This is a genomic window from Allopusillimonas ginsengisoli (assembly GCF_004153455.1).
Classification (GTDB): domain Bacteria; phylum Pseudomonadota; class Gammaproteobacteria; order Burkholderiales; family Burkholderiaceae_B; genus Allopusillimonas; species Allopusillimonas ginsengisoli.
This window is the reverse complement of the sequence record NZ_SDQE01000001.1, coordinates 499133-521175: the sequence shown is the minus strand read 5'-3', so window position 1 is coordinate 521175 and position 22043 is coordinate 499133. Positions and strand designations below refer to the sequence as shown.

General features: G+C 56.5%; 25 protein-coding genes. 11 read left to right on the top strand and 14 right to left on the bottom strand.

The features are described from left to right. Positions 1-5: 5 nt before the first annotated feature. Positions 6-1088 (bottom strand): ABC transporter ATP-binding protein, encoded by a 1083-nt coding sequence (locus tag ERE07_RS02705; protein ID WP_130007259.1) that lies wholly within the window; start codon positions 1086-1088, stop codon positions 6-8. Positions 1089-1410: 322 nt separating this feature from the next. Here ERE07_RS02705 and ERE07_RS02700 point away from each other — a divergent pair, with 322 nt between their 5' ends. The 5 genes from ERE07_RS02700 to ERE07_RS02680 all read left to right on the top strand — a co-directional run bounded on the left by ERE07_RS02700 (position 1411) and on the right by ERE07_RS02680 (position 6054). Then, the gene (locus ERE07_RS02700; RefSeq protein WP_130007258.1) at positions 1411-2673 is read left to right on the top strand and encodes an ABC transporter substrate-binding protein; all 1263 of its coding nucleotides are present in this window, start codon (positions 1411-1413) and stop codon (positions 2671-2673) included. Positions 2674-2766: 93 nt separating this feature from the next. After that, positions 2767-3636 (top strand): branched-chain amino acid ABC transporter permease, encoded by an 870-nt coding sequence (locus ERE07_RS02695; protein ID WP_130007257.1) that lies wholly within the window; start codon positions 2767-2769, stop codon positions 3634-3636. A gap of 56 nt (positions 3637-3692) precedes the next feature. Next, on the top strand, positions 3693-4583 hold the full coding sequence (locus ERE07_RS02690) for a branched-chain amino acid ABC transporter permease (protein WP_130007679.1): 891 nt from the start codon (positions 3693-3695) through the stop codon (positions 4581-4583). Continuing rightward, entirely contained in the window at positions 4580-5329 is a 750-nt protein-coding gene (locus ERE07_RS02685) for an ABC transporter ATP-binding protein (RefSeq protein ID WP_130007256.1), read from the top strand. Before ERE07_RS02690 ends, ERE07_RS02685 begins: the two co-directional genes overlap by 4 nt. Continuing rightward, positions 5326-6054 (top strand): ABC transporter ATP-binding protein, encoded by a 729-nt coding sequence (locus tag ERE07_RS02680; RefSeq protein WP_130007255.1) that lies wholly within the window; start codon positions 5326-5328, stop codon positions 6052-6054. Before ERE07_RS02685 ends, ERE07_RS02680 begins: the two co-directional genes overlap by 4 nt. Here ERE07_RS02680 and ERE07_RS02675 read toward each other — a convergent pair. From ERE07_RS02675 to ERE07_RS02665, 3 genes are all read right to left on the bottom strand, one after another. After that, entirely contained in the window at positions 6051-6257 is a 207-nt protein-coding gene (locus tag ERE07_RS02675) for a hypothetical protein (RefSeq protein WP_130007254.1), read from the bottom strand. The genes ERE07_RS02680 and ERE07_RS02675 overlap by 4 nt on opposite strands. 224 nt (positions 6258-6481) lie before the next feature. Next, positions 6482-7798 carry an MFS transporter gene (locus ERE07_RS02670; protein WP_130007253.1) on the bottom strand — a complete coding sequence of 439 codons (1317 nt, stop codon included), beginning with the start codon at positions 7796-7798 and terminating at the stop codon, positions 6482-6484. Between the two features lie 164 nt (positions 7799-7962). After that, positions 7963-9618, bottom strand: a complete 1656-nt coding sequence (locus ERE07_RS02665) for a GMC family oxidoreductase (RefSeq protein WP_130007678.1) — start codon at positions 9616-9618, stop codon at positions 7963-7965. 157 nt (positions 9619-9775) lie between these two features. On the opposite strand from ERE07_RS02665, the gene ERE07_RS02660 reads away from it, so the two are divergent. Continuing rightward, on the top strand, positions 9776-10555 hold the full coding sequence (locus tag ERE07_RS02660; protein ID WP_130007252.1) for an IclR family transcriptional regulator: 780 nt from the start codon (positions 9776-9778) through the stop codon (positions 10553-10555). On the opposite strand, the gene ERE07_RS02655 is transcribed toward ERE07_RS02660, so the two are convergent. Further along, positions 10552-11187, bottom strand: coding sequence for a LysE/ArgO family amino acid transporter (locus ERE07_RS02655; RefSeq protein ID WP_130007251.1), 636 nt, complete (start codon positions 11185-11187; stop codon positions 10552-10554). The two genes, ERE07_RS02660 and ERE07_RS02655, sit on opposite strands and share 4 nt — an antisense overlap. Before the next feature lie 194 nt (positions 11188-11381). On the opposite strand from ERE07_RS02655, the gene ERE07_RS02650 reads away from it, so the two are divergent. Further along, positions 11382-12281 carry a LysR family transcriptional regulator ArgP gene (locus ERE07_RS02650; RefSeq protein ID WP_130007250.1) on the top strand — a complete coding sequence of 300 codons (900 nt, stop codon included), beginning with the start codon at positions 11382-11384 and terminating at the stop codon, positions 12279-12281. On the opposite strand, the gene ERE07_RS02645 is transcribed toward ERE07_RS02650, so the two are convergent. Further along, positions 12278-12508 (bottom strand): hypothetical protein, encoded by a 231-nt coding sequence (locus tag ERE07_RS02645; RefSeq protein WP_130007249.1) that lies wholly within the window; start codon positions 12506-12508, stop codon positions 12278-12280. The two genes, ERE07_RS02650 and ERE07_RS02645, sit on opposite strands and share 4 nt — an antisense overlap. A 360-nt stretch (positions 12509-12868) precedes the next feature. On the opposite strand from ERE07_RS02645, the gene ERE07_RS02640 reads away from it, so the two are divergent. Further along, on the top strand, positions 12869-13312 hold the full coding sequence (locus tag ERE07_RS02640) for a hemerythrin domain-containing protein (protein ID WP_130007248.1): 444 nt from the start codon (positions 12869-12871) through the stop codon (positions 13310-13312). Between the two features lie 84 nt (positions 13313-13396). Here ERE07_RS02640 and ERE07_RS02635 read toward each other — a convergent pair whose 3' ends face one another. Continuing rightward, on the bottom strand, positions 13397-13624 hold the full coding sequence (locus tag ERE07_RS02635) for a hypothetical protein (RefSeq protein WP_130007247.1): 228 nt from the start codon (positions 13622-13624) through the stop codon (positions 13397-13399). Positions 13625-14026: 402 nt separating this feature from the next. On the opposite strand from ERE07_RS02635, the gene ERE07_RS02630 reads away from it, so the two are divergent. From ERE07_RS02630 to ERE07_RS02620, 3 genes are all read left to right on the top strand, one after another. After that, positions 14027-14179: a hypothetical protein gene (locus ERE07_RS02630; RefSeq protein ID WP_209021065.1), complete on the top strand. Its 153-nt coding sequence runs from the start codon at positions 14027-14029 to the stop codon at positions 14177-14179. Between the two features lie 19 nt (positions 14180-14198). Beyond that, entirely contained in the window at positions 14199-14645 is a 447-nt protein-coding gene (locus ERE07_RS02625; protein ID WP_130007246.1) for a hypothetical protein, read from the top strand. A 418-nt stretch (positions 14646-15063) separates the two neighbouring features. Next, positions 15064-15918 carry a hypothetical protein gene (locus ERE07_RS02620; protein ID WP_130007245.1) on the top strand — a complete coding sequence of 285 codons (855 nt, stop codon included), beginning with the start codon at positions 15064-15066 and terminating at the stop codon, positions 15916-15918. 132 nt (positions 15919-16050) lie between these two features. Here ERE07_RS02620 and ERE07_RS02615 read toward each other — a convergent pair whose 3' ends face one another. The 7 genes from ERE07_RS02615 to ERE07_RS02585 form a co-directional block, all read right to left on the bottom strand. Continuing rightward, a complete protein-coding gene (locus tag ERE07_RS02615; RefSeq protein WP_130007244.1) occupies positions 16051-16317 on the bottom strand; it encodes a hypothetical protein in 267 nt (88 codons plus the stop codon). Next, positions 16298-16876, bottom strand: coding sequence for a glycoside hydrolase family 108 protein (locus ERE07_RS02610; protein WP_342366232.1), 579 nt, complete (start codon positions 16874-16876; stop codon positions 16298-16300). The genes ERE07_RS02615 and ERE07_RS02610 overlap by 20 nt, the downstream gene beginning before the upstream one ends. Then, positions 16873-17136: a phage holin family protein gene (locus ERE07_RS02605; protein WP_130007242.1), complete on the bottom strand. Its 264-nt coding sequence runs from the start codon at positions 17134-17136 to the stop codon at positions 16873-16875. Before ERE07_RS02605 ends, ERE07_RS02610 begins: the two co-directional genes overlap by 4 nt. A 5-nt stretch (positions 17137-17141) precedes the next feature. Beyond that, on the bottom strand, positions 17142-17486 hold the full coding sequence (locus tag ERE07_RS02600) for a putative holin (RefSeq protein ID WP_130007241.1): 345 nt from the start codon (positions 17484-17486) through the stop codon (positions 17142-17144). Between the two features lie 238 nt (positions 17487-17724). Continuing rightward, positions 17725-21477: a hypothetical protein gene (locus ERE07_RS02595; protein WP_130007240.1), complete on the bottom strand. Its 3753-nt coding sequence runs from the start codon at positions 21475-21477 to the stop codon at positions 17725-17727. A gap of 24 nt (positions 21478-21501) precedes the next feature. Further along, entirely contained in the window at positions 21502-21696 is a 195-nt protein-coding gene (locus ERE07_RS02590; protein WP_130007239.1) for a hypothetical protein, read from the bottom strand. Next, positions 21677-22042 carry a hypothetical protein gene (locus tag ERE07_RS02585; RefSeq protein ID WP_130007238.1) on the bottom strand — a complete coding sequence of 122 codons (366 nt, stop codon included), beginning with the start codon at positions 22040-22042 and terminating at the stop codon, positions 21677-21679. The genes ERE07_RS02590 and ERE07_RS02585 overlap by 20 nt, the downstream gene beginning before the upstream one ends. Position 22043 lies beyond the last annotated feature (1 nt).

Sequence of the window (22043 nt, the reverse complement as noted above, 5' to 3'; positions counted from 1 at the left end):
TGTGTTCAGGCGCGAACCAGCCGACAGTCGGCGCTGAAGCTCAACGAGACAGGCGATTCCGGCGCGTGGACCGGGTCGCTGGCTGACGGCACATCGACATTGATGGTCGAGCCGTCTGGCAAGCGCAAAGCGTAGGTGGCCTTGAAGCCCAGATAGCGACGGTAAAGCACATGCGCGGCGACGTCTCCCGGTGCCGCGCCGGCCATGCCTGGATGAATAACAATATGCTCGGGGCGCGCAGCAAGTTGCCAGCGCGTACATGCCTCAGACTCGACGCCGGACATATAGCCCGAATCGGGTACGCACACCTGGCCGCCTGCGATATCCACCTGCACATGTTGGCCTTGCCGAGCCAGGCCCTGCACATTGACGAGATTGGCGGCGCCGATGAAATCCGCGGCGTAAGCCGTGGCGGGGCGCGCATAGAGCCCTTCCGGCGTATCTAACTGATCGATCTTGCCCTGGCGCAGCAGTGCGATGCGATCCGACATGGAAAGGGCTTCTTCCTGGTCGTGCGTGACGAAAATGGCGGTAATGTTTGCTTCTTGCTGCAACTGCCGGATCACATCGCGCATCTGTATGCGTAATTTGGCGTCCAGGTTGGACAAAGGCTCATCCATGAGCAGAACGCGCGGCTCGATAACCAGCGCGCGCGCCAGCGCAACACGTTGCCGCTGACCGCCGGAAAGCTCGCCGGGATAGCGATTGGCCAGATGGCCTAACCCGACGCGGTCTAATATCTGGCCCACCTTGTCTCGGATCTGCTGCGCCGCGAATTTTCGTACACGCAGACCATAGGCCACATTGTCAAACACGCTTTTGTCGGGAAACAAGGCGTAATCCTGAAAGACCATGCCGGTTTCACGTTTGTGCGCCGGCAAATGGGTAATATCCTCCTGGTCCAGCAGCAGGCGGCCTTTTTCGGGAACGATGAAGCCCGCAATCATGCGCAACAGCGTGGTCTTTCCACAGCCGCTGGGGCCCAGCAAGGTAAAGAATTCGCCATGCCGGACCTGGAGCGAGAGCCCGTCGATGATGGTGATGTCTCCGTAGCGCTTGGTGACGCTGTCTATCGTTATATCGGCCATTGTTATCCATCATGAATATAAGCATATATGGCCGAAGCATACCTCATAGTCGCCAGGGCGAAATATCGTGGTTTTCACAGGCTGGTCAGGCCAATTGTAAAAAACTGTTGACAGTTTTCGGGCGCGGGCGCACATTAAAAAAAGGGGATCGCAGACTTGGGCCTGCGGGCACTTCTCCACATTCGTACCAGCCAGCACCAACGCCACGATGCCATCGACGGCACCGGAAAAACAGCCTTTCGAAAGGGCGAACAGCGCGGCTGGCAAGCGTGACGATTGCGGGGATAGCCATGCGCAATGGCCGCTTAGAGGAGGCATCCCCATGGAGCAAAAGCATAAGTCATCTGCGATCAGCCGGCGAGCTGTGCTGCAGTTAGCGGCAGCAACAGGGCTGGCGCAGTTGGTTCCTCCCTTAATGATTCAGGCGCGCGGCGAGCAACCTGTCCGGCTCGGGCTGGACAATCCGTTGACGGGCACGTATGCCGCCACGGGAAAGAATGAGTTGAGCGGCTGCCAGCTGGCGGTTGAGCAGATCAACGCCAAGGGCGGCATACTGGGCAGGCCCGCCGAGCTGCTGATAGAAGATTCCACCAGCGGAGACGCGGGTACCGCAGTCCAGAAAGCGCGCAAGCTCATCGATCGGGATAAGGTCAATTTTCTGCTGGGCAACGTGAACTCGGCGCTGTCATTGGCCATGGCGGAAGTAAGCTACGAGAAAGGTGTATTGCATGTCGTGCCGGGCGGTCACACGGACGCAGTGACGGGCGCCAGTTGCCACTGGAATGTGTTCCGCGTTTGCAATACCACCCGCATGCTGACCAACGCTATCGCCAAGACCTTGATGGAAAAGTACGGGAAGAAAATGTACTTTCTGACCTCGGACTATGCGTTTGGCCATACCCTGCAGGACGGCTACGACGCCAATCTCAAGCAATACGATGGCAACAAGCTGGGCGAGGATCTGATCCCGCTGGGCACCACCGACTTTTCTTCTTATCTGATCAAGGCCCAGGCCACCAATCCCGACATCATCGTGTTTCTGATGAATGGCGATGATCTGCTCAATGCGCTTAAACAAGCGGTTCAGTTCGGGCTGGAAAAACGCATACATCTGGCCGGCGCCAATACCGAACTCGAGGTATTGGAAGGCTTGCCGCCAGAAGCGCGCATTGGCGACTGGGTGGCCGAGTGGTACCACGTGCAACCCAATGTGCCACATGTCGATGAGTTCGTCGCCGCCATCAAGAAAAAGACGGGCCGGGTACCCACCGCCCGGACCTGGTTTGGTTACGTAGGCGGCTGGACATGCGCGCTGGCCGCAAACACGGCCAAATCGCTGGACGCTGTAAGCATGGCGCAGGCATTGCAGGGGATGGCGCTGCCGCCCGAAGTCGGTTTGATGCCGGACACGCCTTTTTACCGAAAGGGGCAGAATCAGTTGATTGGCTCTTTGTACGTGGGCCATGCCCAAGCCAAGGGCAGTGCAGACGACGATCTGTTCCATGTGGACACGATTGTGCATGGCAAGGATGTGGCTGGCACTGTGGAAGAGTCCGGGTGCAAGATGACCTGGCCCAAGACCTGAGCGCATTGACCGCCGCGACGGTAAAACCGAAGCGGCCAGTTGGCGATGGCCGTGACCGGTGCTCGTCTCACGATCGCGCATGGTGGAGCAGGAATGACTGAGCTGATTCTTTTCAATGTGTTCAACGGGCTGATCGTCGGCGCCTTCTATGCCCTGATGGCGCTGGGGTTGTCTCTCATTATCAATCTGACCAGTGTCATCAATTTCGCGCACGGCGGCTTTCTCGCGCTGGGCGCCTATATCGCGTATGAGCTGGCGCCTTACCTGGGTTTCTGGGGGGCGTTGATCGTTGCTCCCGTTCTGACGGCCATGCTGGGCTTGCTTGTCGAGCGTTTGATGATACGTCGCCTTTATGGGCGAGACCCGCTTTACAGCCTGCTGCTCACGTTTGGTCTGGCCTATGTTTTCGAGGATGGCCTGCGCTATATCTGGGGCGCGCAAAGTCTGCCTTTCAAAGTACCAGACTGGCTGATGCGCCCGCTCAGCACGTATCTTTTTTTCCTGACCGGCTACCGGGTCTTCATGGTCGTACTGGTGGCCATTGCGGTTGGCGGACTTTTCTTCATACTCACGCGCACGCGCTTGGGCATCCGCATACGTGCAGGGACGTTAGATCTGGAGACCGTGTCCGTGCTTGGCGTGAACGTTCGCATTCTGCGCAACCTGAACTTCGGGCTGGGTATTTATCTGGCGGGGCTGGCTGGCGTACTGGCGGCGGGGCTGTTGGGCCTGCAGCCGACCATGGGCGATGCGCTCATCATGCCGAGCTTTGTCGCCATCATCGTCGGCGGTTTGGGCAGCCTGGTCGGCACGCTGCTGGGCGGGCTGCTCATCGGCGTGGCGGCGGGGTTGGCAACGGTCTATGTGCCCTCCGCATCGGAAGCCATCATCTACGTGATGATGGCCATCGTGCTGCTGGCGCGGCCCAGAGGGCTGCTGGGAGAAGAGGGGATGAATCTGTGAGCGAGCGCAACACAAAAATACTCTGGAACATCGTCCTGTGGCTCGTGCTGCTGACCATGCCGTACTGGATGAGTGCCGTGGGCGGCTACACGGGGCTGGCAACGCGTGTGCTTGTGCTCGGGCTGGCGGCGATGTCGGTCAATTTTCTGCTGGGCTTTACCGGCGTGCTGTCGTTCGGTCATGCCGCCTACTTTGGCCTGGGCGCTTACGGTGTGGGCATGATTCTGAAGTACATCACCCCCAGCACGACGCTGGGCATTCTGGTGGGTGTGCTCGTGGGCGCCATCGCTGCTGCGATTGTTGGCGCGCTGATCGTCAAGTTGCGTGGCATCTACTTCGCCATGGTCACCATCGCCTTTGGACAAATGTTTTATTTCATTGCCTTCAGATGGAATACCGTGACGGGTGGCGACGATGGGCTGAACGGGTGGCGGCGCATGCCGATAGATCTTGGCTTTACCCAGGTCGATATATCCTCCAACGGCAATACCTATTACTACCTGGTGCTTTTCCTGTTCGCGGTGTCGGTTGGCATCATGGCGTTGATACTGCGGTCGCCGTTCGGCCGCACGCTGCTTGCCATACGTGAAAATGAACGGCGCGCCCGGTTCCTGGGCATTCCGGTGGAGCGGCACATACTGATCGCGTTCGTCATTTCGGCGGTCTTTGCCAGCCTGGCCGGCACCTTGTATGCCCTGCTCAACAATTTTGTCGATCCCCGGTCGCTGCATTGGACGCTGTCGGGCAATTTTGTGATCATGGCCGTCGTGGGTGGCATGCGATCATTCTGGGGGCCGTTGATTGGCGCTGCGATATTCGTTGTGTTGCAGGATTACGTATCCAGCTACACGCAGAACTGGATGTTCTTCATTGGCATCTTCTTTGTGCTGATTGTGCTGTTCTTTCCGCGCGGCGTACTCGGCATTATCCGCCGGAGGCTGTCATGAGTTTGCTCGAAGTGCGCAACGTGACGCAGAAATTCGGCAACCTGGTTGCGGTCGATAATGTGTCGCTGTCTGTTGAAAAAGGCGAACTGCGCGCCTTGATCGGCCCCAATGGCGCTGGCAAGACGACGTTCTTCAATCTGATCAGCGGTTTCTTCCGGCCCACGGCCGGGCATATCGTCCTGGACGGCAAGGATATTACGCTAATGCCGCCGCACCAGCGCGTTGCGTTGGGCATGGCCCGTACCTTTCAGGTTACCGAAATATTCCCGGAGCTGTCCGTCAGGCAGAACCTGCGTACGCCGGTAGAGCTGGCGCTGGGGTTGCGATTGCGGCCATGGATGCGTGCAGCCGATGAAAGGCGTGTCCGCGACCGCGTAGATGAACTCCTGGAATTGGGCGGGCTGAAAGCCAATGCCCACAGATTGACGGGCGAGTTGTCACACGGCGATCAGCGAGCCACCGAAATCATGATGACGCTCGCCCTGGAGCCACGCTTGCTGTTGCTGGACGAGCCTACGGCAGGCATGGGCAGCCGCGAAACCTATAGCACGGCGATGTTGATTCGGCGCCTGCATCGCGAGCAGGAGCTCACCATCGTACTGGTCGAACATGACATGCGGGTGATCTTCAATCTTGCGGATCGCATTACCGTTCTGGCGGAGGGCCGCGTACTTGAAGAGGGTGCGCCGGATGACATCGCCGCAAGCGAAACCGTTCAAATCGCCTATCTGGGGCAGGCAGCATGAATGCACTTGAGGTCAGGGACATCCACACTTATTACGGCAAAAGCCACATTCTGGATGGCGTCAGTCTTTACGTTGGCGAAGGCGAACTCGTGACCTTGCTGGGTCGCAACGGCGCGGGAAAATCCACCACGCTGCGCAGCATTATTGGGTTGACGCCGGCACGCAGTGGCGCCATCACCATCCTGGGCGAGCAAACGACCCACTGGCCGCCGTATCGCATCGCCGCCCTGGGGACAGGGTTTGTGCCGGAGGGCAGGCGGATATTCGCCAACCTTACCGTGGATGAAAACCTGAAGGTTCCAGTGGAACGTCCTGGGCCCTGGACCATGCCTCGCATTTATCAGCTTTTTCCGCGACTGGCTGAACGCAGGAACAACAAAGGCCGGCAGCTGTCTGGCGGCGAGCAGGAAATGCTGGCCATTGCCCGGACGTTGCTCCTGAATCCACGTCTGCTGTTATTGGATGAACCGTCGCAGGGGCTGGCGCCGCTGGTGGTGCAAGAAGTGTTTCGTGTCGTCAAGGCGACACGCGACGAAGGAACCTCTGTTTTGCTGATCGAGCAGAACGTGCGTGCCGCCGTTGAAATTGCCGACCGGGCATACGTGCTCGATGATGGCCGGATTGTGTACGAAGGCGCGGCCGCGGAGTTCGGCCAGGATGAAGAGCGGGTGCGGGCGCTGGCTGGCGCCAGCGCGGAAAAATGGAGTGAAGATGCGGTTGATTAGCTGTGCATGACCCGGGCTTTCTTCATCGCTTTATGATCTGCCTTGTTGGCATGATGGTTTTCGCCCGCATGTGTTTTTGCCTGCGATGCCTTTTGAGTTTGGGCATGCGAAGGTGAGGATGTATGGGCAACTGAGGCGTTCGCAAGGCCGAAGGCGAGCGCGGATGTCGACAATACGAGTGCGATACGTGAAGAAGAGTTCATGGATTTACGCTCCAGAAAAATGACGCCAAGGCTTATGCCTTTGGGCAAGGCAGCGCAAGAATCGCTGCCTTGCCAATTCAGAGCGTATGGGCACAGAATAGTTCATGTACGCGCGGGGGTGGCAACCCCGCTTATCGTAAACAATCGATACATGAAAACAAGCTGACATCAGGATTGGCGCGGGCTTGCGGCGGGCCAGCCGACGCGCCCGATGCACATGGTAACTATGCTGAAGATTGGTTGAATGCCGGGGTTCTGGCCTGGCTTATCCTGGCGTTGTTCATCATGGCCGCGCTCACGGCTGAGATGATCCCGACAACAATGGTGTAGCCAACCACCATCCATGGTTTTCCGTCATTGGCATGCAGCAAGGCCGTTGCAATCATGGGTGTGATGCCTGAAGCAAAAATCCCCGAGAACTGATATACAAAAGAGATGCCGGTGTAGCGGACATCCGTATCGAACAGCTCGCAGAACAGCGCTGCCTCAGGACCATAGACCGATGCGTATAGAATGCCGAAAGGAATCACGATGGACAGCCATACCACCATGAGGTTCTCGCTGTGCGTGGTGATCAGCCAGAAGGCGGGCAGGGCAGACAGCCCGGTGATGAGCGATCCCCAGAAATAGACCCGAGTACGCCCCATGCGATCGGATAACGCGCCAAAGAAGGGAATGGAAAAGCACATGACGACCGCGGCTGCCATTACGCCCGTAAGCGCTTCGGTGCGAGTGAGATCAAGGCTGGTTGTCAGATAGCTAATGATGAATACGCCGAATATATTGAAGAACACGCCGTCGATGTACCGTGCTCCCATCCCCTTGAGGATGTTGCCGGGGTAGCGCTTCATCATATCGACGAAAGGAATCTTGCTCTCGGCATTGCGCTCCTTGACCTTTTCGAACTCCGGGCTTTCCTTGATCGTCAGCCGGATATACATGCCCACGAACACCAGCAGCGCAGAGAGCAGAAAGGCGACGCGCCAGCCCCAGGCCAGGAACTGTTCATCGGTCAGCGTGGCTGACAGCAGCGCGACGACTCCGGACGCAAGGCACAAGCCCGTTGCGAGGCCGACCTGCGGCCATGAGGCAAAAAATCCGCGCTTTTCGGGCGGTGCATATTCATAAGCCATCAGCACAGCGCCGCCCCATTCGCCGCCCAGGCCTATGCCTTGAAAAATTCGGCACAACAGCAGCAGGATGGGCGCCCAAACGCCGATCGTGTCGTAAGAAGGAATCAAGCCGATGGCGACGGTCGAAACGCCCATGATGGTCAGGGTGAGCACCAGCATGCTCTTGCGGCCCACCTTGTCGCCAAAATGCCCGAAAATCACCCCGCCCAGAGGGCGGGCGACAAAGCCCACAGCGAATGTCGCATAGGCCAGCAGTGTGCCAACATACGCATCCTCGCTTGGAAAATACAGCTGATTGAATACCAGCCCGGCTACGACACCATAAAGAAAGAAGTCGTACCATTCGATCGTCGCGCCTATCACTGATGCCACGACGACCCGCCGGACTGTTTTGATATCTGCTGCCATCTAGCGTCTCCTGAAATTGAGAGGGGGCTTGTGTTGCCCTTTTGTGTGTTTGCTGCGCAGGTGGCCAACGCCTGATTCGTCTGCGCCTTTTCACGCTACCAGTGCCGTGGTTTACGCGTGTATGAGCGATTGCCTGCTGCGATGCCTGACCAATGCTGGCCGGCTTATGCCGCGAGGCGGGAAGGCTGTGTACGGATCGTCTGAACCGTCTGTTTTTGCGCGTCTTCGAGCATGAACTCCGATGCGCGCTCAGCCACCATCACGATAGGCACGTTGGTGTTGCCGGAGACCAGTGTGGGCATGATGGAGGCGTCGACAATGCGTAAGCCCTCAATACCATGAACACGCAACCTTTCATCCACGACCGCGTACGGATCAGAGGACACGCCCATTTTTGCCGTACCGGTGGGATGGAAAATCGTGGCGCCATATTCGCGGCAGAAATGCAGAATCTCATCATCCGTGCGTACATCGTTGCCAGGACGGAATTCGCGCTTCATCAGGCTTTTCATGGGTTCAGTATCTGCGATACGTCGCGCAAACCTCACGCTCGCGATGGCTGTGCGCTGATCCAGATCGGTGGAAAGATAGTTCGGCTGCATCGACGGTGCCTCGAAAGGGTCCGTGGATTTGATGCGCACATAGCCTCGCGATTCCGGACGCAGTTGGCATACTGAATAGGTGCATCCCGAAAAGTCGTGAACCTGCCCACCGGCAAGATCCGCCGACAGGGTGCCAAAGTGAAACTGGATATCGGGCGTGGGTGATTCATCGGGCAAGGCACGGCAGAAAATCGCCCCCTGATTGATGCCGATGGCCAGCGGGCCGCCACGGAACAGTGCCCATTGCAGGCCCATCTTTGCCTTGCCCCATATTGAGCGCAGTTGGTCATTGTTGGTGATAGGCTTGCTGACTTCGTAAATCAGCCGCAGTTGCAGATGATCCTGCAGGTTTTCGCCAACGCCGGGCATATCCTGCACAACAGGAATACCAAACTCGCGCAATAGCGATGACGGGCCGATACCCGACAGTTGCAGCAGTTGCGGAGACTGGAGCGCGCCTGCGCTGAGCACGACTTCGCGACGCGCCAGAATGCGGCGTAGTTGACCGCCTTTTTTGTATTCGATACCTGTGGCGCGCTTGCCTTCCATGAGAATGCGGGTGGCCTGTGCTTGGGTTTCGATGCGCAGGTTGGCGCGGCTGCGCGCGGGATTCAGATATGCAACCGCCGTAGAGCAGCGCTTACCGCGATGGGTAGTCAATTGATAATAGCCAGCGCCTTCCTGATCGCCGCTGTTGAAATCCGATACGCGAGGAACACCATTGTTGACGGCAGACGCTATGAATGCTTCAACCAGTTCATGTCGTGTCTTGATCGATGTGGCATGGAGTGGACCTTGGGTGCCTCGGGTGGGCCCAGGCCCCAGGTCGTTGCTCTCCAGCTTGCGGAAATAGGGCAGGCACTCTTCCCAGCTCCAACCTCTATTCCCCAGTTCGCCCCAGTGGTCATAATCCTGTTTTTGCCCTCGTACATAGATCAGCCCGTTGATCGAGCTGCAGCCGCCCAGCGTTTTTCCGCGAGGCCAGTAGATCCTGCGGTTCAGCATATGAGGATCGGGGTCGGTATAAAACCCCCAGTTCAGTTTCGGATTGAACATCGTCTTGCCGTAGCCGATCGGAATATGTATCCATATATTCTTGTCTGCGGGGCCCGCTTCCAGCAGGCAGACGGAGTATTTGCCGTTCTCGCTGAGGCGGTTGGCCAATACGCAACCCGCTGAGCCTGCTCCGACCACGACGTAGTCGACTGTTTCGGACATCATCACCACTCACCCTTGTTGTTTGCTTTTACGGTGAGCAAGTTTGTTCCGTTTACTATTTGCCAACTATAGGGTTATCACTATAAAGTTCAATGGCGGAACGATATACACCATAATCATTTCACTGATGGCGCCAGGCTAAAGGAAAAAGCACACAATGGAAGAAGGCAGCTCGCGTCACTTGCGTGTGCTCAATGTGCTGGAGCAACTGGCGAACACCCTTTATCCCCAAACGCTTGCCCAGCTGGCGCAGCGTACTGGCTTACCCAAGACTACCCTGATGCGTATGCTGCAGGCGCTGGAGAGCGCGGCGTACGTGACGCGCATGCCGGGAGATTTGGGCTATGTTCCCGGACCTCGGGCCAGTCAGTTGTCCCTGCATGTTCTGCGCACGCCTCATTTTTTGCGGGCCTGCCGCCATGTGCTGGGAAAGCTGATCACGATCACCGGAGAGGCCTGTAACCTGACAGCTCCCGCGGGCGATGCCGTGCACTATCTGGCGCGCGTAGAAAGCCCAGACCTGCAGCGGCTGCAACTGCACATGGAAATCGGCGCTCATGTTCCACTGCACTGCACGGCGAGCGGCAAGCTTTTTTTGGCCTTTGCACCGGACATTGAGCGTCAGCAGATTTTGAATCGCGTCGCCCTCAAGGCGCTTACGCCGAAAACAATCGTGGACCGGCAGCAACTGGATGCCGAGCTGCGCCACATCCGCAGCCTGGGAATCGGTATTGATAATGAGGAGTTCGTGCGCGGCATGGTGGCGATTGCGGTGCCGGTACACGACGCTCAGGAGCAGGTGATTGCCGCCGTGGCCTGCCATGCTGCGACAGCCCAGAAATCTTTGCAGGAATTGCTTGAATATACCGAACCGATGAGACAGGCCGCAAAGGCAATGACGGCCGTGCTCTCGGCACAGGCGCCACAACCCAGTTAGCCCACGCCGCTTGACGCAAGCAAGACTGCCAGCCCTGCCATGACCATGGCAATCAGGCCATCCAGTACGCGCCATGCGCGCGGATCTGAAAAGAGCGGGGCGAGCAGACGTGATCCCGCGCCCAGCACCGCCAGCCACATCAGGCTGGCGGTAAGCGTACCCGTTGCAAAGGCCAGGCGTGCCTCATTGAAGTTCTGCGCCAGCGATCCGACCACCATCATGTCAAGCCAGAAATGGGGATTGAGCAATGTGAAACCCAGCGCGCCAAGCAGGGCCGCGCGTCGCGATGACAAGCCTTGTCGTGCGGCCTGGATGCCGCCCTTTGGGCGCAGTGCGCGCTGGGCGGATTGAAAGGCGTACCACAGCAGAAAACCGACGCCGAACCAGAGCACAGCGCCGGTCAGCCAGGGGGCCCAGTCCATGATGGCCTGCAGCCCCAGCACGCTGCCGAAAATAAAGCATGCGTCAATGAGCGCGCACAAGGCAAGAATACTGAGCAGATGGGCGCGCATCAGCCCTTGGCGCAGGATGAATGCGCTCTGCGCCCCGACAACGGCAAACAGCCCCAGGCCTGTGGCGATGCCACTGGCCCACGCCGATGCCATGGAAGGAGACAGGAGTAGCGGAAACATACAGGCGTCCAGTACAAAAGGCAGACGCTGCCGGAGCAGCGCCGCGAGATTTGAGGTAGCGGGATGATTGAAGTCATCGTCCGGTGCGAGGCCCAGGTCAGTCGCAGGCCTATATTCTTGCCCAGACAGTGTATAAAATACAGCTAAATAAACTTAATCATATTAAGTAAAACTTAATTGACGGAAGCCCCGATATGAAGATCGACTACGGCAATCTCAGGGCGTTGGCGGCTGTTGTTCGCGAGGGCAGCTTTGAGCGCGCCTCTGCCACGCTCAATGTCACGCCTTCAGCCGTGTCACAACGGGTCAAGGCGCTGGAAGCGCGCATGGGGCGGTTGCTGGTGCGCCGCAGTGTTCCCGCCGTTGCCACAGAAGACGGGCAAGTACTGGTTCATCTTGCCGAGCAGGCCGCATTATTGGAGCATGATGCCCTGAGCCGCCTGGGGCTGGACGACGAGTCCGCCAGCGCCAGCATCGCAGTGGCCGTCAATCACGACAGTCTTGAAACCTGGTTCATGAGGGCCGCCAGTTCATTCTCCGAATACTCGCGCGCCACGCTGGACATGCATTCCGAGGATCAGGATCACACCGCCGCGCTTTTGCGCAATGGCACGGTGCTTGGCGCCGTCACTACGCTGAGCGAACCCGTGCAGGGCTGCCACATGCATGCCCTGGGCAGCATGCGATACGTGGCCAGTTGCTCGCCGGCCTTTCATGCGCGCTATTTTGCGAACGGCGTCAACGCCCACACCCTGGCGGCTGCGCCCGTGCTGGTGTTCAATCGCAAGGATGCCTTGCAGGCCAACTTCGCGCATAAGATCATGCGGCAGGCGCCATGGCAGCCTCCGGTGTGGTGGGTGCCTTCCTCCAGGGCTTTTGTACACGCCACGCTGGACGGGCTGGGCTGGACGATGAACCCCTTGCCATTGGTACAAAAATACCTGGATGACGGGCAGCTGATGTTGCTGCGTGCAAGGGCCTGGCAAGATGTGCCGTTGTACTGGCAATACTGGCGCGTCGACTCTCCAACCATGGACTTGCTGACCAAATCCATACTTCACGCGGCTCGCGCACTTGTGCGCCCAAAAGCCTAGTCTTCTTTCAGCCGAAACTCGGTGACGATGTCGCTGAACAGGCCTGCATAGATTCGGTTCAGGCGGTTGACGTACTCCTGGTCTGATTCGCATACCAGTTTGGGTTGGAACGTAATACCCATCACTGTCAATCGAGACAGCACAGTGCGGTAAGGGTGTACCATGCGTCTGCCCTGGAAAGGGCCTTCCTGATATACCTGTTTGTCTTCTACCAGATACTTGTCCATTGTTCTACTCCAGTGATTTTTCTAGTACATGGGGTAGCGCAATGATAGGGAGTATTGGTAAATCTGACGGGGTGCAAATGACGCGAGTAACTAGTATTTTTATACTGAAAATATAGTTTACCGGCCACGATTGCTTCTGGAATGACCGGAAGGGGCGTCCCGCCGTTGGCTGTCAGCTACAGCGTTGCAGGTCCATATTGCCCGGCGCGTTCGACGCTCGCTGCGCCAATAAAAGTTCGGGAACAGTACTGCGCCAGCGCCGTAAATGCTGCCTATACTGTAGTGATCAACGATTCGCATGCATGGGCATAACGCTTGCTGTATCAATATAGCGCCTTGCGCTTTTTATCAGGAATCACCATGAATATATTTGAAGCACTGCGCGAAAGCCATGAGATTCAAAGGACACTCGCCTTGCAGTTGATCAAAACCAGCGGCGACACGCCGGAACGATCAGCGCTATTCAAGGATCTACGCAAAGAACTCGCCGCCCACGCCCTGGCAGAGGAGCGTCATTTCTACGCCCCGATCATGGATAGCGACATGGGTATCGACGTTTCCCGGCACGCGATCGCCGAGCACCACGAGATTGATGAGCTGATTGAACAAATTGAGGACACCGATGCGTCGAGCCCTGGCTGGCTCAGGCTTGCCAAGCAACTATCCGAAAAAGTGCACCATCATCTGAAAGAAGAAGAACAGGGCTTTTTTCAGCAGGCCGGAAAGATTCTCAGCGATAAAGAAAAGCTGTCGCTGGTCGGCCCGTATCTCACCGACTATGAAAAAGCGCTTTCCGAGGCCTGAGATACAGGCTCAGGGACAATACAACCCACGAAAAGGCCAGTGGTTGATTGATATCTTAATCGTCAGAAGGTGGGCGAAACGATATCAATCCGTAAAGCTGTTTTCCGCCAGGATGTCATTGAATATCTCGCGATATACAGCGTTCAAGCGCTCGACATATTGCCGGTCATTTTCCATGGCTTGTTTCTCTGGGATTGTTACGCCCATGCTCGTTAGCCGGCTTAACACTGTTCGGTACGGCGCTATTTTTGGGCGCCCGATAAAAGGACCATCTTTATATATGTTTGTAGCGCCGGGCAGATAATGGTCCATGTCTCCCTCTAGGATTAAGGTGTTGATGGACTCATAATATACCAAATGATACAAAAAGCAACTGATCGCCAGCGTCAATGCGTGGTCTGTGGTTTGCTCTTGTGTGCAAAGAAAAAGGGCTTACACAGTAATTGTGTAAACCCTTGATTTCCGTTCTGCGAACTATGGTCGGGGCGAAAGGATTCGAACCTTCGACCCTCTGGTCCCAAACCAGCAAATCAAAACTAAGTGATTGATAACTAACAATATTATGTCACGCTCAACTACCGATTTTGCACTGTTTTGAACCGTTTGGGACTGGCGATTTACCGCAAATTTACCGTAGGATTATTGACGCACTGCCGTCGATAAAGTGCCGCTCCTTCCTCGATGTATCGAAGCGGCTTTGGTCTGCTGGAGTGCATGAAAGGTCTTGATGATGAACGGGTATTCACGCTCAATCCTGCTCTGCTGGACACGTACTATCGATCAGGACGTGCCCTGGCAGGCGTCAAAGGGCCTACCTTTCACGACGCCCGCGCGGCCTTTTTTGTGCTACAAATACTGTTCATATAAACAGTATATAGTTGCCATCATGACCACTCCCCGATGTTTTAACTGTGTTCATTTCGCGGGCCGTGGCGAAGGCACCTGGCATTGCATTCAAGGCGAATCATCCAATGCAGTGGCCACCCCTGAGCGTGGCTGTGCATTTTGGACCCACAACCCAAAGGCAGATGAAGGCATCCAGACAGAGTCCGACTGGATCAGGGCCTATGGCCTGCCGGTGGGTCGGTATTCAGATAACGAGAAGCCCTGGCCACCACCGATGGCGCCCAGTGACATCCGCGCCGCCTGGAACAAGCACAAGATTGCCGAAGTGCGGGTGCTGGCCTGGGAGATTGCGCGTCTACGTGATGTGATCGACCGTGCTGCAGCAGCGCTGCTTGATGTGGCCCGTATGTCTATGCCTAATTATCCGCGTGCTTGCCTGGAACGGTTGGCTGAGCTGCTCAAGATTGATAAAGGGCCGGATAAGTAGGGCCAAATCCGACCAGTAACAACTGTTCCACATGGGGAGAGCTTTTTTTGTGTTACAAGGGCTGTACATAAATTCAGCACAAAGCCATGGCCGATATTGGAATCCTCGCTCAAGTACCGGCCCTATATATGGCGACCGCATTACAGTCCATGCCTCACCCGGGGATCGAGCAGGCCGAACAGGTCGTCGAAATGGATGTTGAGCATCTTGGCCGTGTGCGCCTGTATGCGCGCCGCGCACAAGCACGGCACGGCAGACAACCACATTGGTTTTGGTCAGTGTCCGATGACGGAAGGCAGACGCCGCCATCCGCGGCGCATACGTTGGTACACGTCCTGCCTCGGCCTTCAGGCCAAAATAGCATATCCTTACAAAAATCTCCCTAAATGTTACGATGTAAGTCGCCTGGGGCCGAACGATGACCGTCAAGGCATATGCTTGCAACAAACAACAAATAAGAATCGGACAGGGTGAAGACGTTATGGCGAGGTATATCAGCAGGGAAATTCTTTGTGAAGCTTACACTCATTTAGATATCAATCTATACAGCAACAAGCAAGCCCTCCAAGAGCTGGAAAGGAAGCTCAAGCCGTTTTTTGAAGAAAGAGCAAAGTTCCTTCTCGGCGACGACGTCACCGTTGAGATCAAGTTCGAGCCAGGAAGTTTGAAAACCCGCCTCACCGTTCTTGGCTCAGCGGGATTAATAATGCTGAACACTCTGACCTCGTATGGCTCATTTCGCCAAGGCGTCGAGGCACTATCGCGCGATGCCGCATCTCTGGCAGAGTCCGCCAACCTTGAGGTCTTATTTCGCACTAGAACGCCCTATTGCGACCGCATTAATATAGAAAGACGCAAAGGCGTATTTGGGCGCGTAGATGACCATTTAAGCAAGCTCGATGCAATCGGCATTGCAATTTCTTCTTCTGACCTTCCGCGCAACGATCACGATATTCAACAAGCTAACGCCCTTGTTGATCGTCTCGTGGATTGGAATATCCAGGTCTCTAAGCTATTTACCAAGCTGGAAAGCCCAGACACAATTGCCTGTGTAGCTGAAGGCCTTGAATACGAGTTGAATAAATTCACCAAAACTTTTCCTTGGTCAAAGCGACTTCAACAATCTAGTCTGCGGGGGCAGTTGGCAAGGGCCGACCCTGGACATCACGGGAAACTTGTGGCGCTCGCTGCGCGACTGACAACTACCGTCACTTCCATACAGAAAGACATGACAGCCCGGCATCAACAAAGCGGGGCGGATGGAGCGCCGTAGGCTCATCTAGGCTCACGACACAACTGCAGCACCATCTCGTTGTTGCGCACTATCTGGCGGATCACGCGCGTAGGTGTCGCATCCACTTCGGCGGCGCTTTCGAACCATATTGAGCGCGCGACATCGCAGAACTCAACTGGTACTTTTTTTGTTGTTTCGCACCCAGCGCTGAGCACGATTACGGATAGCATCATCGCCCAGCGCATCGATCTGATTATCCACTTCACGGGCTTTCTCCCTGGCCTTAGTGGCCGCTTTGTCTATTTTTTGCTGCGCTTCTTGCTTCCCGGCTGATTTGCCGGACTGGCGAACCGCGAACAGGCCGGCCAGCAGTGCACCGGCCAGCACCAGGTAGCCGCCAAGTTTTTCCCAGATCCCTTTAAGAATCGTCAGCCACATAATTGAGATTCCCTGCAATGCGCCGCGCCCAGCCCTTGCCAAAGGATGGCCAGGTCGACAGGTTGGTGTAGAAGGTGAGGCGCGCGGCATTGAACCGGGCCAACACGTCGGTGACGGACATGGATTTGATTGCCTCCATCGTCACGGGCCCCATGGCGCCATCGTCGGCCACACCTGCCGCGCGCTGTAGAAACCGAATCGCGTTGCCTATGCCGTGGTTCACCGCTGCATCGAATACCTGAAAGGCAATGGCACCGTCATACTCATCGCACCGGGCGCGATCCCAGTACTGGGTTTTGTAGATAGCCTTAGCCTGCTCGCGGGTGAGCTCGCGCATCGATCCGGTGTAGCCGTTTTCCTGTGCGACTCGCTTAGTGATGCCCCACATGGTTTCGCCGCCTGGATCATCAGAATGGTTCGAGTAGCCGCCTTCATGGCCGATCAATCGCTCAAAGGCGGTGGTGAAGGTGACCGTGGTCCCAGGCGCGGGCGGGCTGACGGGTAGTGTTTGCGCCGCAACCGGCGCGGCGAATATTCGTTTAAGTAGCTCAATGATCACGATACGACCCTCACAACACATGCAACATTGCCGCGTGCGCGCAGCACGAGCAGCGCCACGACAGCAGAAAACCCGGCTTGCCAGACAGTGACCGGACTATGGTTGACCAGCACATCGATGACCTGGCCGCCAGAGCAGACAATCAATAGATAGGCCAGTGTGGACATGACAGGTCGGTACCGGGCGCCATGACGTTGGTAGCAGATCAGGCGCGCGGCAGTTAGCACATTGGCGATGATGACAATCAGGGCAATAAGCATGGTTGTTACCCCCTTTTCCAAAGACTGGTGATGTCAAAGGCCTTGATCTTGTCGATACCGGCAAGCGCAGCCGTGACGATAAGCGCCGAAGCACTAAATGCAGCGACAGTGTCACTTTGCAGGCCGGTGTAGCGCATGACCTCAGGCGCTGCCAGATACCCCACAACAAAGGACACGACCATATAGGCCAGGCGCTTTGCGATGGATATATCTTTGGCGTGCAGGGCGAAAACCACTGCCCCGGCAAATGCGCCGACCAGCGCATCACCATTCACCCCTGGCAGCAAGGATGTGAATGCGACTGCGCTCATGGCCGCGCCGGCCGAGACAGCGCTCGATGTTGGTTCCATTGGGGCTCCTTTTAGGGACGAAAAAAACCGCACGCAGCGGGGTGGTTGAGGTCATTGCGGCCTGCATTGATTGGGGCGGAAAGAAGCCCGCTCGAGGCAGGCACACTCGTTAAAAGGATTGGCCGAGACGCTCGACGCTGCGTTGAAGCGCTGCTTCCAGTGGCGCAAAAATGGCAAACGGAAATACCAGTCGCCCAACTTCGGGGCTTGGGTGACAGTCGTCGTTTGCCCACTTGCGTTAAAAGGATTGGCCGAGACGCTCGACGCTGCGTTGAAGCGCTGCTTCCAGTGGCGCAAAAATGGCAAACGGAAATACCAGTCGCCCAACTTCGGGGCTTGGGTGACAGTCGTCGTTTGCCCACTTGCTGGTGTTGTACGACACTACGATTTGCGCGCCCGCCGCTGGTGCATCACTATCGAACACCAAGGTGTAGTCCCGGCCCCACGCCTGCGCGTTCGCAATTGACATCTGCGCTGTGTCGTCGCTCCACCCGGTGGTTCGCCCGCCCTCGATGTGGCAACCACGGTTCAGCCTCTCTATGCCATCGACCTTGACACTGGTAATCATGAGCCGCCAGTATGGTGTCCCCCCACCGATTGGGTTCGGCTTTTGGCCACTGGATAGGTACAGTGGATAGCTGGCATCACCGGTGGATGTTTGCGATTTGGTAGCGTCCAGGTATAGCGTGGCGTTTGTTGGCTGGCTGTAGGCCCACTCCAAGGTTTGTCCGTAGAAATCGGCAAACCCGGCCTTTTGATCCCTGGTCAGGGCATTGACCATTTCCCGATAGCCGACCAAGCGGCGTACATAGTCATTGGGTATACCGCCTGTGCCGTAGATCACCTGCACATCAGGATTTTCCGCCCGCAAACTGGCGGTCAGGTCGCGCATGTGGCCCAAGAAAGTGGGCGCATTACGCACCCGCACTGTCGAGCCAACGAGATCTTGCAGCGACTCGATATAGATAAGATCGCTTTCCTGTAGAGCCTTGCCCCACGACACCACGCCTGTATCAGCGTCCCAGTCCGTGACGATGCGCACGGCCTGGCGCCGATTATCAAGCCGAAAGTCACCAAAGATGATGACGTCACCCGCCTCAATATTGAACGTGCCGCCCGTCATATCCAGCGTGGCAGAGTGTTCTGTGATGGCCGCAACCGGTAGTCGCTCATCCTCCACTGTGTAGTTGTCCGCAGAAACGTAGGTGACCTTTTTCAGGTACTTGGCCGATTCCACTGCGCGCACCCATGCGTCTGTCTGGCCTGTTTTTGTCACCCACGCCTTAGGTAGATGCACACCCGCATTGTCATCATTGGTGCAAAATTCCAACAGCGCTATGTCGGGCCGGAATTTGTTCACGTACTTGATGCTATTCAGATCAGTCGATTGGAGCAGTTCTTTCGCCTCCCACCCGCCAATGCCCGCATTCTGAATGTGATGCATCCGGTTGGTGGCAAAATTGATCCATAAGCGGGGAGTCGCGCCAGTAGCGTGGACCGAAAGCCCCATGATCTTGATCCGAAATGTCCGCTTCTTAGAGCTCGAGAATCGCCACGACTTAACCGCACGATCATCACTTTGCCGAAAGCCTAGGCCGCTAGATAGCGATGAGGGGTTAGCAGGGTCATACGCCACACGGCCATCGCCGTACGGATTTTCAAGCGATGTATCCAGACCTTTGCCAGCATTTCCGAGGAAACTGCGCATGTACTGGATTGATTCGCCAGCACTGAATGTGGCCACAACCTCGCCTACGGGGGCAGCGGCAAACCACAGCACATGATGCACCTGTGGCACGTCGCCAACCATAACCATTTGACGGATAATCGAGTAATCAGAGCCTGAGGGGATACCAGCGCCTGATCCTCCCGTATTGACGCTTCCGGTTTTGGTAACACCGCCAACAGTCACGACATGATCGAACGTCCAGCACTGGCCAAGGTCGAATTTAAGCTGCGAGCCGTCACCAGTAAAGGATTTAACAATGCCCTCTTGGTAGGGAAGTCCGTTGAAAACATCGAACGTATCGAATAAAACATCATCGACATACAGTTCTGCCACGCAGGCATCGGCATTGCCCCGCTCCCGCGGCAGCACCAGTGAACACTCATCCCCTGTCAAATCGAATTGAGCCTGAGAGCCCACACCACTCAGACGTATAGCGCTGCCCTTATAGTGGCTGCTGTTCAAGTGTGGCGCGAAAGACCCTGATAACGTCATGTCTGCAGCATGCACCGTCTGAGCCATCTGGTTGCGCAAAAAGTCCTCGACGCCAAAGACGTAGGAGCCTTGCCCAAGGTAGCCGCTGCCCCATGTAATAGAGGAACCTGCCAGGGCGACACGAATGGCTCGTGGCAATGTTTGCCCAGCTTCACCACCCACTGGCCCCGTCCCGCCCTCCAACGCGCTCACCCGCACTTCTAGTGGGCCAATGTCTGCGAGAGAGGGTGCGTTTCTCCCTGACCAATTGTCTTTCAATACATCATCCAGACCAATGGGCGTCTCCGAGAAGGCCAGCGTATAGCCGCCTATCTGACCCTGTTCGATGCTGGAACGTGCGCCTCCAAGCAGAAAAAATCCTAAATCATCTCGGTCAGGGAAATGACCCGCCTGCCAATAAAGGCGAGTGGTTGCATCAATCTGTATAAAACCATTGGTTCTATTAGTCACGGATGCTGTGACACCAGTATTGCCGTTGGTATATAGAGAAATGCTGAAGGTGGGATACGTAACCCCGTCACCAGATATAACATATGCACTAGTGACAAAATACTTGTTCCCTTGCTGCGGGGTCAGCGGTTCGCGCTTATAGAGGCTTGGATAGGGAGCTGTGGAGCCAATCCCCGCAACCTGCTTGATGCCTTTCGATGCAAGTACGATAGGCGCCGGTAATAGCGAGGGCACCACCGTGACGGTTGCGGTCTGCCGCCAAAGCACTTCGGCGCCCGCCGGATCAAGCGCCCCGTTAATTGCCTTATTTGTTAACAGCCCTCCAACCCCGGTTTCGATACGATTAACGGATGAGTCCAGCCGCTGGATCTGGTCTTTTCCCGCCTTTTCAGCATCCAGTACGCCGAATGAGGTGAAGGGGGCTATAACGAGCGGCGTTACGCCACCGTTGACGACTGTGCCAATGGTGCTTATTTCCCGATAATCAATCCACAGGGTGATCTTTGGCGATGCGCCAAGTTCGCGCTTGGTGACACCGGTTGCGGACACCTCAAACACATCTTGCTGAGCAACCCGCAAGCCGGTCGATAGTGCGTAGATCCAAATTCGATACCCGGTGGTTTCATGCTGATTGGAGAATACGCCGATGCAATACTTTTCCCCCGGTGCAGCGTCCTCGACGGAAACAGCTTTGATCGCTTTTGCCACTTCGATGCGGCTTTGCAGCTGCCAATCGCTAAAGGGTGCGGCCAGCGCGGCCTGGTCCAGCCATGTCACGCCTTGCAGCGCCTTGAGCTGCACCACAGGCTCGGCACTCGGATACTGCACCACCGACTCACTGGTGTTCTCGTCGATCCGCTTATAAAGCTCGGCTGCGACATTTGGATCGGCTGACACGGTCTTGAAATATTCGCCATCGGCAACCGCAGCACGGCCAGTCGCTTCGTCGGGGTACAGATCAGCGCCCACAGTTGCAGCATCCCTTGCCGCTTCGGCCTGGGTGGCGGCGACGCCAGCGCGATCTGCCTCCCCGCTGATGAAGCTGGATAGTTCAGGGTGCGCTGCTGGATCATGATCGTGGGTACTGATCTTCGCGTCGGCATTTCCCGCAGTTTCGATAGCCTTGCCTATCGTGCCTTCCATATATTCCACATCCGGGTCATACGCCACCATCGCCGCCCCCTTGCTTGGATCGGCGAGATCGGCCTTTGTGGCTACCGCATCGAAATTATCGTTAACCTTCTTGAACGCCGCGCGAAGTGGCTCGCCCTGTTTGCCATTTGGTTGGGGCGTATCGGTATCGATCGTTTGAATTGCCATTGCTCAATCCATTAAAAATCCGCCTCAAGGGCGGCTGGGTTTGTACTTGTTCTTCACGGACCGACAGTGGTCTATCCATGCGTTAACGTCGGGCGGCATCTGCATGCCTTGGCTTCTGAGGTGCTCGGCCAGCTTGAAGATCGCGTCGAGCTGATCGCCAAACTTTTGGTATTCAGCCGCGCGCCTTGGCCCGTGCGCCTCACTGTGTCGGATTTTCATAGATGAACTCCGCGTCGAGATAGGGCCATTTGGTTACGACAATTCGGTAGTGGCCGGGGTGTTCGAACTCGAGCTCGGCGTGATCGTCATCGCATTCGTAGGCCGTGTTGTTAATGGTGATCGTGGTGTTAAATGGCAGGCCGACGAGTTGGTTGTCTTGCAATCGTGCACCCAACATTGGCGGGCGAGGCAGCGCCTGGCCGGCGACCCAGTAGTAGTCAGGGCCGAACTCCCCCTCGGCCCATCGCGCACCGACGGTTTCAACCGTTGGCAGGATCACCAGCTCAAGCGGACCATCCAGTGTTTGCAGGAATCTGCCATCAGCATCAAATAGGGTAACTTGCATG